Origin of the sequence: Rhodopseudomonas sp. BR0M22, from assembly GCF_010907035.1 — a bacterium.
In the GTDB taxonomy this organism is placed as follows: domain Bacteria; phylum Pseudomonadota; class Alphaproteobacteria; order Rhizobiales; family Xanthobacteraceae; genus Rhodopseudomonas.
Genome location: NZ_QUMK01000069.1, coordinates 15,684 through 32,669, shown reverse-complemented (window position 1 = coordinate 32,669; position 16,986 = coordinate 15,684). Strand labels below are relative to the sequence as shown.

At 64.3% G+C, this 16,986-nt stretch carries 14 protein-coding genes and 1 tRNA gene; 11 read left to right on the top strand and 4 right to left on the bottom strand.

The genetic code is table 11. From position 1 onward, the window contains the following. A partial coding sequence (locus tag DY468_RS19960; RefSeq protein WP_502706236.1) for a S1C family serine protease occupies nt 1–1,098 on the top strand: 1,098 nt, incomplete at its 5' end. A gap of 246 nt (nt 1,099–1,344) precedes the next feature. Here the strand turns inward: DY468_RS19960 and DY468_RS19955 are convergent. The 4 genes from DY468_RS19955 to DY468_RS19940 form a co-directional block, all read right to left on the bottom strand. Next, nucleotides 1,345–2,187 (bottom strand): transglutaminase-like domain-containing protein, encoded by an 843-nt coding sequence (locus DY468_RS19955; RefSeq protein WP_164606641.1) that lies wholly within the window; start codon nt 2,185–2,187, stop codon nt 1,345–1,347. A 159-nt stretch (nt 2,188–2,346) separates the two neighbouring features. Then, nucleotides 2,347–4,548, bottom strand: a complete 2,202-nt coding sequence (glgX, locus tag DY468_RS19950; protein WP_164606639.1) for a glycogen debranching protein GlgX — start codon at nt 4,546–4,548, stop codon at nt 2,347–2,349. Nucleotides 4,549–4,833: 285 nt separating this feature from the next. After that, nucleotides 4,834–5,400, bottom strand: a complete 567-nt coding sequence (locus tag DY468_RS19945) for a DUF4142 domain-containing protein (RefSeq protein ID WP_164606637.1) — start codon at nt 5,398–5,400, stop codon at nt 4,834–4,836. A gap of 12 nt (nt 5,401–5,412) precedes the next feature. Continuing rightward, nucleotides 5,413–5,922 (bottom strand): YciE/YciF ferroxidase family protein, encoded by a 510-nt coding sequence (locus DY468_RS19940; protein WP_164606635.1) that lies wholly within the window; start codon nt 5,920–5,922, stop codon nt 5,413–5,415. Between the two features lie 209 nt (nt 5,923–6,131). Here DY468_RS19940 and DY468_RS19935 point away from each other — a divergent pair. From DY468_RS19935 to hisN, 10 genes are all read left to right on the top strand, one after another. After that, a tRNA-Gly gene (locus DY468_RS19935) sits at nt 6,132–6,205 on the top strand. Nucleotides 6,206–6,752: 547 nt separating this feature from the next. Then, nucleotides 6,753–8,336 carry an ABC transporter substrate-binding protein gene (locus tag DY468_RS19930; RefSeq protein ID WP_164606633.1) on the top strand — a complete coding sequence of 528 codons (1,584 nt, stop codon included), beginning with the start codon at nt 6,753–6,755 and terminating at the stop codon, nt 8,334–8,336. An 87-nt stretch (nt 8,337–8,423) separates the two neighbouring features. Then, nucleotides 8,424–9,404: an ABC transporter permease gene (locus DY468_RS19925; RefSeq protein ID WP_164606631.1), complete on the top strand. Its 981-nt coding sequence runs from the start codon at nt 8,424–8,426 to the stop codon at nt 9,402–9,404. Between the two features lie 11 nt (nt 9,405–9,415). Next, nucleotides 9,416–10,330, top strand: coding sequence for an ABC transporter permease (locus DY468_RS19920; RefSeq protein ID WP_164606629.1), 915 nt, complete (start codon nt 9,416–9,418; stop codon nt 10,328–10,330). Between the two features lie 2 nt (nt 10,331–10,332). Next, nucleotides 10,333–12,186 (top strand): dipeptide ABC transporter ATP-binding protein, encoded by a 1,854-nt coding sequence (locus DY468_RS19915; RefSeq protein ID WP_164606627.1) that lies wholly within the window; start codon nt 10,333–10,335, stop codon nt 12,184–12,186. 58 nt (nt 12,187–12,244) lie between these two features. After that, nucleotides 12,245–13,006 carry a DeoR/GlpR family DNA-binding transcription regulator gene (locus tag DY468_RS19910; protein ID WP_164606625.1) on the top strand — a complete coding sequence of 254 codons (762 nt, stop codon included), beginning with the start codon at nt 12,245–12,247 and terminating at the stop codon, nt 13,004–13,006. Further along, nucleotides 12,999–14,288 (top strand): Zn-dependent hydrolase, encoded by a 1,290-nt coding sequence (locus DY468_RS19905; RefSeq protein WP_164606622.1) that lies wholly within the window; start codon nt 12,999–13,001, stop codon nt 14,286–14,288. Before DY468_RS19910 ends, DY468_RS19905 begins: the two co-directional genes overlap by 8 nt. Further along, nucleotides 14,285–15,250: a phosphotransferase family protein gene (locus tag DY468_RS19900; RefSeq protein WP_164606620.1), complete on the top strand. Its 966-nt coding sequence runs from the start codon at nt 14,285–14,287 to the stop codon at nt 15,248–15,250. The genes DY468_RS19905 and DY468_RS19900 overlap by 4 nt, the downstream gene beginning before the upstream one ends. A 15-nt stretch (nt 15,251–15,265) precedes the next feature. Continuing rightward, a complete protein-coding gene (locus DY468_RS19895) occupies nt 15,266–16,201 on the top strand; it encodes a phosphotransferase (RefSeq protein ID WP_164606618.1) in 936 nt (311 codons plus the stop codon). Further along, nucleotides 16,201–16,986: a histidinol-phosphatase gene (gene hisN / locus DY468_RS19890; protein WP_164606616.1), complete on the top strand. Its 786-nt coding sequence runs from the start codon at nt 16,201–16,203 to the stop codon at nt 16,984–16,986. The genes DY468_RS19895 and hisN overlap by 1 nt, the downstream gene beginning before the upstream one ends.

The window sequence follows — 16,986 nt, the reverse complement described above, 5'->3', positions numbered from 1 at the left end:
GACCTGTTGCTGCGCGTCGCAATCGTCTGGCTGCTGGTGCTGGCGACACTCTGGGTCGCACAGCCTTATCTCAGTGCGTTTTGGTTCTCCGCCACCGGCCCGCGCACCGTCACCGCACGCGGCGATCTGGCGCCGGCCGAGAAGGCCACCATCGAGCTGTTCAAGCAGGTGTCGCCCTCCGTGGTGCATGTGTTTGCGCAAGCGCAGCAGCGTGTGTCGCCGTTCTTCGCCCAGCAGGAAGCGCCGGTGCAGTCAGGCTCCGGTGTGATCTGGGACGCCGCCGGCCACGTCGTCACCAACAATCACGTCATCCAGAACGCCAGCCAGCTCGGCGTTCGGCTGGCGTCCGGCGAGTTCGTCACCGCACGCGTGGTCGGAGCGGCGCCGAACTACGATTTGGCGGTGCTGCAGCTGGAGCGGCCGCAGACGCCGCTGCGCCCGATCGCGATCGGCAGCTCGGAAGATCTCCAGGTCGGGCAGGCGACCTTTGCGATCGGCAACCCCTATGGCCTCGAGCAGACGCTCACCACGGGCATCGTCAGCGCGCTGCGGCGCCGATTGCCGACCGCGGCGGCACACGAGGTCCGCGGCGTGATCCAGACCGATGCGGCGATCAATCCGGGCAACTCCGGCGGCCCGCTGCTCGACAGCGCCGGCCGGCTGATCGGCATCAACACGGCGATCATCTCCGGCTCCGGCGCTTCGGCGGGCATCGGCTTTGCGATTCCGGTCGATGCGGTCAATCGCGTCGTCACGGCCTTGATCACCAACGGCACGGTGCCGGTGCCGGGCATCGGCATCATCGCGGCGCGAGAGAACGAGACCGCTCAGCTCGGGATCGACGGAGTGGTGATCCTGCGGACCCTGCCGGACTCACCGGCGGCGCAGGCCGGGCTGGAAGGCGCTACCGACGACGGCTATGTCCGCGATGTCATCACCGCCGCAGACGGTAAGCCGGTTCACGGCATGTCGGATCTTGCCGCTGCGCTGGAGGACGCCGGAATCGGCCGAGACGTCAAGCTGACGGTCGAGCGCGACGGCCGGACCCGCACGGTCACCTTAAAGGTCACCGACATCTCACAGCGCCGCCGGACCTGACGAAGCTTTGGGCGCAGCCCAAGCATCCGCATTGGATGCGATCGTTTCCGGCGAGCACGCAGATGACTGCGCCGGGCAAAAAAGTGCAGAAGCCAAGAAGAGATGGACACAAGAAATCGAGCGGCGGGGCGAAGGCCCGACCGCTCGATTTTTCCCGCTATGAAGGCTGATCCTTGCGAGGAGCCCGGATCAGCGCTTCGCGCTGTCCGGGCAGAGACACTGCGACGAAGCGCTTCGCCTGGAGGCTCAGGCCACCTTCGACAATGGCGTGTCGGCGGCCTGCTCGGTCACTTCGTGGGTGATCACTTCGAAGTTCAGCAGATTGGTGACGCCGAACGAGGTCGAGATGGCAACGTCGGCGGCGTCGCGTCCGCGCGCGATCACGATGCGGCCGATCCGCGGCGGGTTGTGGCGGGCGTCGAAGGTGTACCAGCGGCCGTCGAGGTAGACTTCGAACCACGCCGAAAAATCCATCGGCGCCGGATCGATCGGCACGCCGATGTCGCCGAGATAGCCGGTGCAGTAACGCGCCGGAATATTCATACAGCGGCAAAGCGCGACGGCGAGGTGGGCGAAGTCGCGGCAGACGCCGATCTGCTCGAAGTGTCCTTCCGAAGCCGTGCGATCGTTGCGGGCGAACTGATAGCCGAAGGTGATCCGATTATGCACGTAATCGACGATCGCCTGCACCCGTTCCCAGCCCGAGTTGATGCCGCCGAACAGCGACCAGGCGAGATTTGACAGCTTGTCGGTGTCGCAATAGCGGCTGCCGAGCAGATAGACCATCACCTCGTCGGGGAGCTCGCCGACCGGGATCTGCCGGGCTCCTGGCGCGACCTCGTCCGGCAGGCCGGAATCCTCGATCAGGAAGTCATTGCTGATGTCGATGCGACCGGGCGGCGCGACGATCCGGGTGCAGACATTGCCGAACATGTCGGTGAAGTCGCGCGACGGCACGTCCGGCGAAAACTTGATGACGTGGTCGCCGATCACATGCTGCGCGCGCGACGGGTGCACGCTGAGCAGCAGGTTGATCGGCGTTTCCTGGAAACAGTGGAACGCGATATTGTAGCCTGCGCGAATGATCACCTGAAAAGCTCCGTTGCTGATCGAGAAAGGCCGATAATCGATCGGCCTGTATTGTTAGTCTCAATCGCGAAGCGAACCTGGCGTTCCCTCTACCCAGCGGAGAGGGCTGCGCAAATTTGTGGCAAAACGCCGGCGCGTTGCCGCGCCGGCGTCCCCTCGTTACTTGGAGAGCCCGAACAGCAGCAACGAGCGGGCCGTGACCTGATACACCTCGCCGCAATCGAACTGTTCGTCTGAAGTGCCGTGAGGCAGGTTGGTGTCGATCAGCAGCGACCATTTCGAGCCGTGCGGAACCTCGGGCAGGGTGAAGTCGACGACGCCGTCGAAGCTGTTCAGGATCAGCAGAACGGTGGCCTCCTGACCCTGCTTGTGGATACCCGTGGTCTGCGCCCGGCCGTCGAGCAGCATGCCGAAGCACTTCACATTGGCGTCGTCCCAGTGCTCCTGCTGCATCTCGCCGCCATTGGCGTTGATCCAGGTGACGTCCCGAACCTCGAGTTCCTCGTCGTAATGTCCGGTGAGGAACCTGCTGCGGCGGAGCGTTGGATTGGTTCGGCGTAGCTCGATCAGCCGCTGCGTGAAGTTCCGCAGGTGCTGCGCGGCCTCGTCGTGGTCCCAATGCACCCAGGAGATCTCGTTGTCCTGGCAATAGGCATTGTTGTTGCCGTTCTGCGTGCGACCGAATTCGTCGCCGGCGAGCAGCATCGGCGTGCCTTGGGCGAGCAACAGGGTCGCCAGCATGTTGCGCTTCTGCCGCTCGCGCAACGCCATGATCGCTTCGTCGTCGGTCGGCCCTTCGGCGCCGCAGTTCCAGGAGCGGTTGTCGGAGTGGCCGTCGCGATTGTCCTCGCCATTGGCGGCGTTGTGCTTCTCGTTGTAGCTCGCCCAGTCGTGCAGGGTGAAGCCGTCGTGGGCGGTGATGAAGTTGATGCTGGACCAGGCGCGCCGGCCCTGGCGATTGAACACATCGCCGGAGGCGGACAGACGCGGCGCCAGTGCCGCGGCCGACGCATCGCCGCGCCAATAGTCGCGCACGGTGTCGCGGAACTTGTCGTTCCATTCCGCCCAGCCGGGCGGAAAGCCGCCGACCTGATAGCCGCCGGGCCCGCAGTCCCACGGCTCTGCGATCAGCTTCACCGAGCTGAGCAGCGGATCCTGCATCACTGCTTTGAGAAAGCCGCTCTGCTCGTCGAAGCCGTAATGCTCGCGCGCCAGAATGGTGCCGAGGTCGAACCGGAAGCCGTCGATGTGCATTTCGCCGGCCCAATAGCGCAGACTGTCATTGACCATCTGGATCACGCGCGGATGCGTGAGGTTGACGGTGTTGCCGGTGCCGGTGTCGTTGATGTAGTAGCGCTTCTGTTCGGGCAGCAGCCGATAGTAGCTGGCGTTGTCGATGCCCTTGAACGACAGCGTCGGGCCGAGCTCGTTGCCTTCGGCGGTGTGATTGTAGACGACGTCGAGGATCACGGCGAGACCGACATCGTGCAGCCGTGCGACCATCTCCTTGAATTCGCGCAAGCTGTTCGGGACGTCGGCGGCGTAGCGCGGGTCGGGCGCGAAGAAGCCGATGGTGTTGTAGCCCCAGTAGTTCACCAGCTTCTTGTCGAGTAGGTAGCTGTCGTTGACGAAGGTGTGGATCGGTAGCAATTCGACCGCCGTTACGCCGAGCGAGGCGATGTAGTCGACCACCGGCTTGGTGCCGAACCCCGCATAGGTACCGCGCAGATTGTCCGGCACCTCGGGGTGCAGCATGGTGAAACCTTTGACGTGGGTTTCGTAGACGATGGTCTGGTCCCACGGCACGAACTGACGGCCGGGCTCGCCCTTCCAGTCGAAGTCCGGATCGACCACCACGCACTTCGGCACGAACCTGGCGCTGTCGCGCTCGTCGAAGGTGGTGTCGTCGCCGCTCTCCATCACGTAGCCGAACACGGCCGGGTCCCAGGTCAGTTCGCCGGCGTGGGCGCGCGCGTAGGGATCGAGCAACAGCTTGTTCGGATTGAAGCGATGGCCGTTGTCGGGCTCGTAGGGGCCGTACACCCGATAGCCGTAGAACGTGCCGGGACCGACATCGGGAATGTAGCCGTGAAACACCTCGTCGGTGTATTCGGGCAGTTCGATCCGACGCTCGGTATCGCCGTCGAACAGGCAGACTTCGACCTTGGTGGCGTTGGCGGAGAACAGGGCGAAATTGGTGCCGTTGCCGTCCCAGCAGGAACCGAGCGGATAAGGCAGGCCTTCGCGGACCGTGCCGGCGTCGTACACCACGTTGTAGCCGGGGGCCGTCTGCGGCTTCGCTGCGGGTTCAGCCGCCTCGGTCTCCGGCGGAAGCTCGAGCGTTTCGGTCGTGTCGGTCATTGCGGCTCCTGCACATGCGATGGCAACTCACCCGAGTGGTGGCGCGCTCCGTAAAGCGCGGCCCACGGACGATGCGCGCCGACGGTCGCGTCATGCACAAGCCCCACACCCGTGACTGCCGACAATGCACGAGCGCGGTTCCGGTTCCATCGCCGGTGCGGCGCGGAGTGCGCCGCGATGACCGCGCGCGAGAGTTTCCGCGGTTGTTCCGGCCTCAGCAACGAAAGCGGCCCGGCGGATCGTGCCGCCGGGCCGGGTCATCATCGAAATGCAGGCGAATGCCGTTTACTTGTTGGCTTTCGATTCCGAGGTGGTGTTGGTGCGGTCGCGATCGAGCTGCTGCGCCATTTCGAGATGGTGCTGCAGTTTCGGCAATGTGGTGCCGGCCCAGTTCTTCAGCGCCGCGTTGTCGCCCCCCTTGGCGTAACGCTCGAACAGCGATACCGCGTCCTTGTGGGCGGCGACTTGCTGCTCGTCGAATGTCTCGTTGAACTCGGCGCCGTTGGCGTTCTTCAGTTTGTCGAGCTTGGCCTGGTGGGCGGAATCGAGCGCCGTCGGCAGCGCCGCCTTGACCTTGCCGTCGGACACCAGCGACTTCAGCTCGCTCGACGTCTTGGTGTGATCGGTGATCATCTGCTTGGCGAACGCCTGCTGTGCGGCGCTGCCCTTGCGTTCGGCGAGCTGGTTCGACTGGATCTCGAACATGTCGCTGATGGCGACCTGCTTGACGAAGTCCTCGGTGGAGGGTGCGATCCCGAGCACCGAATTGACGCCAGTCTTCTCGGTGACCGATTCCGCCAGGGCAGGGGTTGCAATCAGGAGGCAGCCGAGGACGAGTGCGGTGCGGTTCATCGTGGTTTCCTTTCAGCTTGCAGCTTTGCGGTTGACGCCCTTGCGGAGCGCCACGGTGTTGAGCTTGGTGTTGGCGGCCTTTTCCTCGTTGAGATTGGTGGTGAGGAAGCGAACGATGTCGTCGTGGCCGAGCGCCTCGGCCCAGGCGATCAGCGTGCCGTAGCGGGCGATCTCGTAGTGCTCGACCGCCTGCGCATTGGCGACGATGGCGGCGTCCAGAACGGTTTTGTCGGCGATCTCACCGGCGGTGTCGTCGGCTTCCTTGATCAGGCCGTCGATCGCCGGGCAGTCGATCCCGGATGGCTTCTCGCCGAGCTTCTTGAACACCTGATCGAGGCGCTCGATCTGCTTCGCGGTTTCTTCCAGATGCGCTTTCAGGCCCTGCGACAGCTCGCGATTGGTGGCCTGCTCGATCATCTTCGGCAGCGCCTTGGTGATCTGCTGTTCGGCGTAATAGATGTCGCGGAGGCCGTGCAGCAGCAGGTCCTCCATCGTCTGAATATCCTTGCTGAAAAATCCCATCGTCGTCTCCCCTCGGACGAGGCGCGGCCTGCGACTCGTCCGGAGAACCAAGGTCGGTCGATTCCGTTCCGCCAAGCGGCAGGGGCGGACAACCTGCCTGCGGTCGCGTGCGGTCCGGACATCGGGCAGCGCTCGAGGACGTGGAAGTTGGTGGTGCGCCGGCAAGGGGAGTTGAGAGCCCGCGGCTAACGTGTTACGGGGGCTGCATCGCGGGTGTAGCTCAATGGTAGAGCAGCAGCCTTCCAAGCTGAATACGAGGGTTCGATTCCCTTCACCCGCTCCAATCTCTATTTGATTGAAAATACTCTGTTTTTTGTCGAAGCCGGTTGATCGGCTCAGACGCAGAGTCCGCTGGCCCACGCCACAACGCGTCGTTTCCGGATCCGTCGAGGCTGGCATCTGCGAGTCGGCGCTTCGCGCCAGCTTGGCCGGCATCCTGCGCAGTGCTCCCCGGCCGTTCTGCCTGCCCGGTCTTCAACGCGTGCTCGTCTCTTCAGTAAGGCTGGCATCCATCACCACTGTTGAAGCCGGCTTGGTCTGCTGAGCGTCGCCGCACAGCCGATGGCGTCTTCTTTGCGGCCGACACGATCTCCGCGCGGTCTGGACTGCCCGCGATGTGTGCATCGGCGTGCTCATCCGAGGCGCCATTGACTGCTTCCGCGCCTCTGTTGCGAAGACGGCAAATGCCTAATCGGTCAAAAAGGGCAGATTCGAACGGCTCGGTTGGCCTGTTTTCCGTGATGAAGAGAGCAATTTCGATCTGGCACGCGGCGTGCATGACCGATTTGACCGATTTGTCGGTCTGTCGTTCACAGCAAAAGGGGATCGCGATGCATTCGGACCTTAGCCGCCGCAACTTCCTGAAAGGAGCCGCGGGGGCTGCCGCCGCGGCAGGTTACGTTCAGATCAATCCGGACTTCTTCATCTCTCCGGCGCATGCGCAGGCCGGCAAGACCATGACCTTCCTGTCGGCCGAGAACATCACCGGCAACTGGGATCCGACGGCACATACGACGCTATCGCAGAAGAACATCGAAGGTTTCGTGATGGGTTTTCTGACCCGCACGCCGATGAAGCTCGAGGACCCCTCGGCGGTCGTTTACGAGCTCGCTACTGATCTGAAGCTGCTCGATCCCCACCGGCTGCAGATCAAGCTGCGCGAAGGCATCAAATTCCACGATGGCAAGCCGTTCAAGGCGGAGGACGTGAAGGCGACCTTCGAATACGGCTCCAGGTCCGACCGTCCGGCGCAGTGGTACCCCGGCCCGACAGAGACGCTGAAGATCGAGACGCCCGACGACTACACGGTGATTGTCGACACCTCGAAGGGCGGCTACCCGGCGCATCTCTTCATGTTTCTCGCCGCGTTCCTGCCGATGATGTCCGCAAAGGATATCGCAGGTGGTCCGGGCGGGGTGCTGTCGCAGCGGCTGAACGGCACCGGCCCGTTCAAATTCGTCGAACAGCGCGGCAACGACACCGTGATGACGGCCTATGACGACTACTTCAAGGGCAAGCCGGCGATCGCCGGGATCAACTTCACTTTCACCGGCGACTCCACGACGCGCATGCTGTCGCTGATGAATGGTCAGGCGTCGATCGTCGAACGGCTCGAGCCGGAGCAGGTCGACACCATCAAGGACAAGCCGAATATCCACATCAATCGCGTGGTGTCGGTGGAGAACAAATATCTCTGGTTCCGCTGCTCCAAGCCGCCGTTCAACGATGTGCGGGTCCGCATGGCGGCCTGCCACGCCATCAATCGCGACGTCATCCTCGATCTGCTCGGCTCCGCGGGCCACGCTTCGGCGAACTACGTTTCGCCGGTGAAGTTCGGCTACATCGATCTGCCGAACTATCCGAAATTCGATCCTGACAAGTGCCAGGCGCTGCTGGCCGAGGCCGGCTTTCCCAAGGGCAAGGGCTTGCCGCCGCTCGAATACATCACCTCGGTCGGATTCTATCCGAAAACCAAGGAATACGGCGAGATCATCACGGAGATGCTCAACGAGCAGGGCTTCAAGGTCAGCCTGACCGTGCTGGAGCCGGCGGCGTGGAACGAGCGGTTGTACGACCGGCCCGGCGGTGGCCCCGGCCATATGGTGGATTGCGGCTGGTCGACCGGCTCGCCCGAGCCCGACCTCGTGCTGCGCACGCACTTCCATTCGAGCTCGCACCGCATTTGCGGCATCGTCGACAAGGATATCGACGCCAGCCTCGACAAGGAACGCAACGCACCGACGCTCGAGGAACGGAAGAAGGTTCTGCAGACCGAGACGATGCCGCTGCTCGCCTCCAAGGTGCCGGCGCTGTCGCTGTTCACCTCGGTGATGATCCACGCCATGCAGAAGGAGTTCGCCGGCATCTACATCTATCCGGACGGCTCGATCGACGCCTCGCAACGCTCGGCCTGACGCGGCGCGCGCCGCGAAGCAGATTCTCGCACGCGGCGCGGGCCTCGTGGCCGTGAGGTCACTCGATCGATCCGGAGCAACAAAGCCATGTTCGTTCTCAACTTTCTGATCCGCCGCCTGTCGCAGGGCGTGGTCATCATCTTCCTGGTGTCGTTTCTGATCTTCACGCTGTTGCGGGTCGTGCCCGGCGACCCGGTGCGGATGATGGCGGGTGGCATGGCGCCGGACGCGCTGATCGAGAAGATCGCCAAGGAGATGGGGCTGCGCGATCCGATCATCGTGCAGTTCGGGCGCTACATGGGCCATGTCGTGCGGGGCGACCTCGGACAGTCGTTCGTCCGCCCCGCCAACGGCGCCGCGACCGGAGGCGCGACCTTCAACGATTCGACCCGCGGTGAGCGGGCCGAAGTGCTCGACCTCATTCTCGAAGCGCTCCCCATGACGCTGCAGCTCGCCGCGGTGACGCTGGTGATTGCGCTGGTTTTCTCCGGCGTGGTCGGAATCGCCGGGGGGCTCGCGATCGGCCGGTGGCCGGACAAGCTCGCTTTCTACATCTCGTCGCTGTTCATTTCGCTGCCGAACTTCTGGCTCGGCATCGTCCTGGCGCTGCTGCTGTCGGTGAAGCTCGGTTGGCTTCCCGCGATCGGCTATCAGGGCTTCGCCTACACCATCCTTCCCGCCATCGTCCTGGCCGTCGAGTTGTCGCCCGTGCTGATCCGCACGCTCGTCAGCTCGGTATCGGCGCAGATGATGGAGCCCTACGTCTCGGTCGGACGCGTGCGCGGGCTCAGCCGCAGCCGGATCATCGCCAACCACGCGATGCGCAATGCCTCGGTGCCGCTGCTCAATCTGCTCGGCGTGCAGTTCTCCAGCCTGCTCGGCGGCGTGATCATCGTCGAATACATCTTCGACTATCCGGGGCTCGGTCTTCTCACCATCAACGCTGTTCTGCAGCGCGACTTCCCGCTGATCCAGGGAATTGCGATCGTGACCAGCGCGATCTTCGTCCTGATCAATATCGTCGTCGACCTCGTGGCAACGACCGTCGACCCCCGGCTCGAATACTGAGGTTCGCCCCGATGTCAGTCACACTCGCAACCGCAGGGCCGGCGGTCCCGCACCGCACCTCGCAATCGATCTCGCGGCGGATCTTCGCCAAAGCGGCCTCGACGCCGGGCTTCCGCATCGGGCTGGCGGTGTTCGTCGTGCTCGCGCTCGCCGCCGCATTGTATCCCGAACTCAGCGGCATCGATCCGACCAAGATGAACGTCAAGGCACGGTTGCTGCCGCCGCTGCTGGTCGGCAGCAACTGGAGCTGGGCGCATCCGCTCGGCACCGATCAGATCGGCCGCGACATGCTGGTACGGTCGCTGGTCGGTCTGCGCTACTCGTTCCTGATCGGAATTGCCTCCGTCGCGGTGATGCTTGCGATCGGATGCGCGCTCGGCACCATTGCGGGCTACTTCGGCGGCCGGATCGACGCGGTCATCATGCGCCTGACCGATGCCCAGCTCTCGATTCCGATGATCATCCTGGCGATCGCCGTGCTCGGCGTGTCGCGGCCGACGATTCCGGCGATCATTCTGGTGCTCGGGGTGTCGAACTGGCCGGTCTACGCACGGATCATGCGCAGCATCGTGATGACCGAGCGCCAGCGTGAGTACGTCCGCGCCGCGAAGATCGGCGGTGCGACCGACCTGCGCATCATCGTGACGCTGCTGCTGCCGCTGCTGCTGCCACCGGTCCTGTTCACCTCGGTGCTCGACGTCGCGCGGATGATGATCTTCGAATCGACCCTCGGCTTTCTCGGCCTCGGGGTGCAGCCGCCGACACCGACATTCGGCAACATCATCGCCGACGGACGCAAATATCTGATCAACGCGTGGTGGATCGCGACCATGCCCGGCATGTTCCTGGGCCTCACGCTCACCAGCATCAACCTGATGGGCGCCTCGCTCGAACGCGCGCGCAACGCGATCCACGGAGGTTCGTGATCATGACCCGGCCGCTTCTCGATTTGACCGATCTGACGGTGACGGCCGGCAGCGGCGACGGCGCCAAGGTCATCCTTGACCGCGTATCGCTGCGGCTGGCGCCACGCGAGATCGTCGGCGTGGTCGGTGCCAGCGGTGCCGGCAAGACAGTGCTGTCGCGCGCGGTGGTGAATTGGCTGGAGCCGCCGCTCACGCGGCGCTCCGGCGAGGTGAAATTCGAAGGGCGCGACATCTACGCGATGGGCGAAGCCGAGATGCGGACGCTGCGTCAGCGGATGTCCTATGTCGGCGCCAACCCGATGGGTTCGCTCGATCCCACGCTTCCGGTCGGCGCCCAGATCGTCGAAAAGATGCGGGCGGTGGTGCCGGGAACGTCGCGGCGCGACGCCGAGAAGCGGGTGATCGAACTGCTCGAGGCAGTCCGCATCCCGTCCGCCCGGAACCGATTCCACGATTATCCGTCGCAATTTTCCGGCGGCATGATGCAGCGGGCGCTGATCGTCGATGCGCTCGTGACCAATCCCGTGCTGTTGGTGGCGGACAACGTCACCCAGCCGCTCGATGTCACCGTCGCGGCGCAGGTGATCCGGCTGATGAAGGAGCTCGCGGCGACCTTCGACACCGCGATCCTGTTCGTGTCGTCGTCGCTCCCGGTGGTCCGCGAGGCGTGCTCGCGCACGCTGGTGATGGAGCACGGCCGGATCGTCGAGGAGCAGGCGACCGAGGCGCTGATCGCCAACCCGATCTATCCCTACACCCGCGAACTGGTCGGGCAGACGCCGAAGATCTGGAACGAGGCGGAGGTGCCGCCGCGTCCTGAGGGCACGCGCGAGGTGGTGCTGAGTCTGCGCGACGCATCGCAGTCCTACAAGGTGAAGCGAAGGACCGGTCTTGGAGGTCACGACCTGGTCCGCGCGGTGCGCAACGTCACCTTCGACGTCCACCGCGGCGACAGCTTCGCCATCGTCGGCGAGTCCGGTTGTGGGAAATCGACGCTGATGCGGCTGTTGTCACGGCTGGAGCTGCCGAGTGCGGGGCAGGTGCTGTGCGACGATCAGGACATCGCGACCCTCGGCGGCAAAGCGTTGCTGAAGTTCCGCGGCAAGCTTCAGCTCGTGCTACAGGATCCGTTCGGTTCGCTGCCGCCGCGGACTGCGATCGGCCGGATGCTGGAAGAGCCGCTGCGCACGCACGGATGGCGCGACCGCGCCAAAATTCGCGAACGTGTCGTGCGGGTGATGACCGAGGTCGGCCTCCCGCCGGAGCTGTACGAAGAGCTGCCGCTCGGGCTCAGCGCGGGGCAGCGCCAGCGCGTCAACGTCGCCCGTGCGCTGGTGTTGGAGCCGGAGATTCTGATCATGGATGAGACGCTGTCGTCGCTCGATCAGGCCGAACAGTTCAAGCTGCTCGACCTGTTCCAGCGGCTGCAGCGGGAATACGACCTGACCTACATCTTCATTTCCCACGATCTGGCGATGGTGCGGAAGGTCTGTAACCGCGTGGCGGTGATGTATCTCGGCGAGGTGTTCGAACTGGCCGAGAACGAGAGGTTGTTCTTCGATCCCGGCCATCCCTACACCATGGCGCTGCTCAGCGCGATGCCGACGCTGGAGCAGCGGCGCTATCAACCCGAGGACTATCTGCTCGAGGGTGAGCCCCCGAGCCCGCTGGCGATCCCCGACGGCTGCAGTTTCAAATCGCGCTGCCCGCAGGCGATGGACAAATGCGGCCACGTCAATCCGAGCTTGACGGTGCGCGGTGCGCAGGATTTCGCTGCCTGTCATCTGGTGACGCCGCCGGTGATCGCCGACGAAGTCACGAACAACTTTGTTGCGGCGGCGCAGCCGGGAGCATGACGACGATGATGCGCGTCGAGACGTGGTCCCGCCAGCGTCCGGGAATTGTGGAGCACCCATGAGTTTCACCGAGAATCGGCTCGAGCTGATCCGGGACCTGCTGCGGCAGAAGCAGCGTGTCCTCGTGAAGGACCTCGTCGAGCAGCTCGGCGTCAGCCAGGAATCGATCCGGCGCGACTTGCGCGAGTTGGAGACCGAAGGCTTCGCCCGGCGGGTCTATGGCGGCGCCGTGCTCGATCGGCAGGAGAGCGATCAGCCGTTCGCCGATCGTCTGCGCGTCGGCGCCCGCGAGAAGGCAAGGATCGGCGAAGCCGCGGCAAAACTGGTCGCGGACGGCATGAAGATCTTCGTGGACGAGGGCACCACCGCGCTGGCCTGCCTCAAGTATCTCGAGTCCCGCAAGGACCTGACCATCGTCACCCACTCGCTGGCCGTGGCCGCGCACTTCTACTATCTGTCGACGCCGAGCGTTCGGGTGCTCGGCGGCCGATTGCGCGCCGACTATCAGGCGACGTTCGGCCCGGAGACCATGGTGGCGATCAAGGATCACTATTTCGATCTCGCCATCGTCGCGATCAGCGCGGTTCACGCCGAGCGCGGCTTCATGGATTACGGCGAGGACGAAGCCATCGTCCGCCGCGTCGCGCGCAACCAGGCGAAGCGCTCGGTGATCGTCGCAGACAGTTCCAAATTCGGCCGGCTCGGCTCGATCCACACTTTCGGTCTCGGCGATGTCGATGCGGTGATCACCGGCGGCGCGCTGACCAAGGACTTCACCGATCGCTTCCGTCAATTGAACGTGGACATCATTCATGCCTGATAAGACCCATCTTCGTGCTCCCATCGATCCGTCGCGGCTTCGCGCGATGATGGGGGAATTGTCGACGTTCGGGGGCGGCCCCGACGGCTCGATGAACCGAATGAGCCTGACCCGGACCGACGGCGAAGCGCGCGACTGGCTGGGCCGATGGTTCGCCGAGCACGATTTTGTTCAGTCGATCGACGCCATCGGCAATCAGTTCGGCAAGGCTGCGCTGGCCGGCGCCAATGCGCCGGTGATCATGGTCGGCTCGCATATCGACAGCCAGCCCAATGGCGGTCGGTTCGACGGCGCGCTCGGCGTGGTGGCGGCCTGCGAGGCGGTGTTGGCTGTGGCCGAGAAGCTGAAGTCGGAGAACCGGCTGTCGGCCTGCAATTTCCAGGTGGTGAACTGGACCAACGAGGAGGGCGCCCGGTTTCAGCCGAGCCTGCTCGGCAGCAGCGTGTTCGCCGGATCCGCCGAACTCGATTGGGCACTCGACCGGGCCGACGGCGACGGCGTGACCGTGCGTCAGGCGCTGGCCGAGATTGGCTACGCCGGCAGCGACAAGGTGCCAGTGCCCGACGCGCTGATCGAACTTCACATCGAAGGCGACAAGCATCTGTTCGAGGCGGGCGAGCTGTTCGGCGTGTTCACGCGCTACTGGGGGGCCACCAAGTATCGACTGGCATTCCTCGGCCGGCAGGCGCACACCGGTCCGACGCCGATGGCCGAGCGAAAGGACGCGCTGCTCGCCGCGGCCTATCTGATCGGCGATCTCAAAGAGATTGCCGGCGAGCACGGCCTCGATCTGCACACCTCGGTGGGGCGGCTCGAAGTGTTTCCGAACTCGCCGAACACCGTGCCGTCGGAAGCGGTGCTGTTCATCGAGCTGCGATCGGGCTCGCCGGAGGTGCTGGCCGAGGCCGAGCGCAAGATGAAGTTGCGGATCGAAGCCGCCGCCGACAAAGCCGGCGTGACCTACGAGGTGCGGTCGATCGATCGCCGCAAGGCCGGCCGGTTCGCGCCGCCACTGGTTGCGCTCGCGGAGCAGGTCGCCGCGGACTACGGCGAGACGGCGCGGCATCTCGACACCATCGGCGGCCACGACGCGGTGGCAATGTCGAGCGTATGTCCGTCGATCGTCATGGCGGTGCGCTCGCGCGACGGCGTCATCCACCATCCGACCGAGTTCACCAGTCCGGAGGACTATACGCGCGCGACACAGATCCTGGCGGACATGCTGTACACCATCGCCAGTGAAGGCCTGCAGGCAGTCGACCTCAAGGAGGCCGCGACATGAAGCCTCTCGGCCAACCGGCAAGCGGCCAGGAGCAGCGTGCCGAGCGGGCATTGCTCAGCATCGCATCGATCGACCCGGCGACGGTGACCTATGCGCCGGCAACGCTGCCGGTCGCGTCGCCATCCTACCATGCCGTGGAGTCGACCTCGTTCGCAGTTGCGTCCGCCGGCGGTGAGCCGGCTCTGTTCTTGCGGCTCGCCAGCGACGAAGTGGCCGAACTGGTCGACGATGCTGCCGCCATCGCGGCGGCGCGCCGTCTGCATGCGCTCGGCCTGTCGCCCGAACCTGTCGCGCATCTGCCCGAGCTGCGCGCGACGCTGTTCGCGCGGCTCGGCGAAGGCTGGCGAACGGCGAGAATCGACGATCTGATGAGCTTGGAAACGGCTGCGCAGCTGGTCGAGATGCACAAGTGCATCGCTGCGGGCGAACCGTTCGGCCGGCCCTGGTCGGTGTTCGATGGCATTGATCGGCTGTGGCCGCTCGTCTCCGCAGAGTCCAGTGGAATGCCCGGCGACGCCGATTGGATGATGGCGTGGATCAGAGCGATCCGGCAGGCGATCGATGCGGCCGGCGTAACCTACAAGCCGGCGCACGGCGATCCGCATTCCTCCAACGTCATGATCGGGCCGGGCGGGGCGCTGCAACTCGTCGACTTCGATATGGCCGGCGACATCGACCCCTACTACCAGCTCGGTGTGCAGATGAACGAGCTGTACCAGTTCGAGAGTCAGATGAAGCCGCTGCTCGAAATTCACGACGGCACCTACAGCGAAGCCGCTTTCAGCCGCTGCCGCCTGTATGCCGCGGCCGATGATTTCTACTGGGCGCTGCGGAGTCTGCTGCAGAATGCGCGTTCGTCGTTGCCCGGCGTTGAATTCCTGAAATACGCCGGGTGGCGTTTCCTGCGATGCCGGATGCTGCTCGGGCTGCCCGGATTCGAAGAGCGATTGAGAACCCTGTAGCGAGAGAGCGCGACAATGGCCGAAATCGGAGCCGCCAGATCCGAGGCAGAACGGACCCTCGAAGCCGCCATCGTCCAGGTCGAGGCCTGGGCCGGACGCCGGATGTCCTATCATCCGGTGTCGGGGGGCATCAGCAACACCAATTTCAGAGTTGTGGTCGACGGCGAACCGCACGCCTACTTCGTCAAAATCCCGGGCCGCGGGACCGAGATGTTCATCGATCGCAAGGCGGCGCGTGCCGCCAGTCTGCAGGCCGAGACCATGGCGGTCGGGCCACGCACCTTCGATTATCTCGATCATCTCGACATCGAAGTGTCGGAGTTTCTCGGCGACCGCCGGCCATCGACGCATCGCGACTGCATCGATCGGGCGTTTCGCGCCGGCGTGGTGCAGATCTATCGTCGCTTCCACGAGGCGCCGCCGTTGCCGCTGACCAAGACCGTGTTCGATATGATCGACGAGCACTATGCCCAGGTCGAAGAGCTCGGCGGTCACTGGCCGGCCGACCACGCCTGGCTGTATCGGCAGTATCAGGAGGCTCGCGCCGCGCTGGAGGCGTCCGGGCTCGATCTCGTGCCGTGCTTCAACGATCCGATGCCGGGCAACTTTCTGGTCGGAGCCGACAATTCGATCAAGCTGATCGACTTCGAATACGCCTCGAACAACGAGCGACTATACGACCTTGCGATCTGGAGCGGCGAGCACTTCTTTCCGGAGAGCGTCGAGCAGGAGATCATCGAGGACTATTTCGGCCGCTACGACAAGAGCCTGCACGCCCGCTTCATCGTTCACAAGGCCTTGGCCGATATCAAATGGAGCACCTGGGCGATGGTGCAGAACCGGATGTCGACGCTCGACTTCGACTTTTACAAATACGGCATCTGGAAGCACATGCGGGCACGCTCGATTATCCACGACCCGCGATGGCCGTTGTTCCTGAAGGCCCTGTGATGACCGATATCGAATTATTGGACGACGCCGACCTCTATCTGTCGTTCGCCGGAGAACTGCTCGACGCTGTCAAGCCGATGGTGATGAAGTACTTCCGCACCTCGCTCGATGTCGTGCTGAAGTCCGACGAGAGCCCGGTGACGATCGCCGATCGAGCCATCGAGCGGGCGCTCCGCGACCGCATCGAGGCGCGGTTTCCGGATCACGGCATCTACGGCGAGGAGATGGGGGCCAAGCCGGGACAAACTCTGACCTGGATCATCGATCCGATCGACGGGACCAAGAGTTTCATCACCGGCTTTCCATTGTTCGGTACGCTGATTGCGCTCACCCGCGAGGGTCGCCCCTTCTGCGGCGTGATCGATGTTCCCGTGACCGGCGAGCGATGGATCGCCAAGCCGGGCGAGACGATGTTCGGCGGTCGCCGTGCCAAAACCAGCGGTTGTTCGACGATCGCCGAGGCAAGGTTCTACACCACCTCGCCGGATATGTTCGTAGGTGAGGAGGCTGCGGCCTACGAGCGGCTGTCACGGGCCGCGCGGATGCGGCGGTTCGGCGGTGACTGCTACATCTACGGATTGCTCGCGTCCGGCCATTGCGACATCGCGCTGGAGACCGGGCTGCAGCCTTACGACTACATGGCGCTGGTGCCAGTGCTCGAGGGGGCCGGCGGCTGCATCACCGATTGGAACGGCGCGCCGTTGTCGATGCAATCCGACGGCCGCGTATTGGCGAGCGCCACGCCGGCCCTGCATGCGCAGGCCCTGGCGTTGATCGACCGGTGA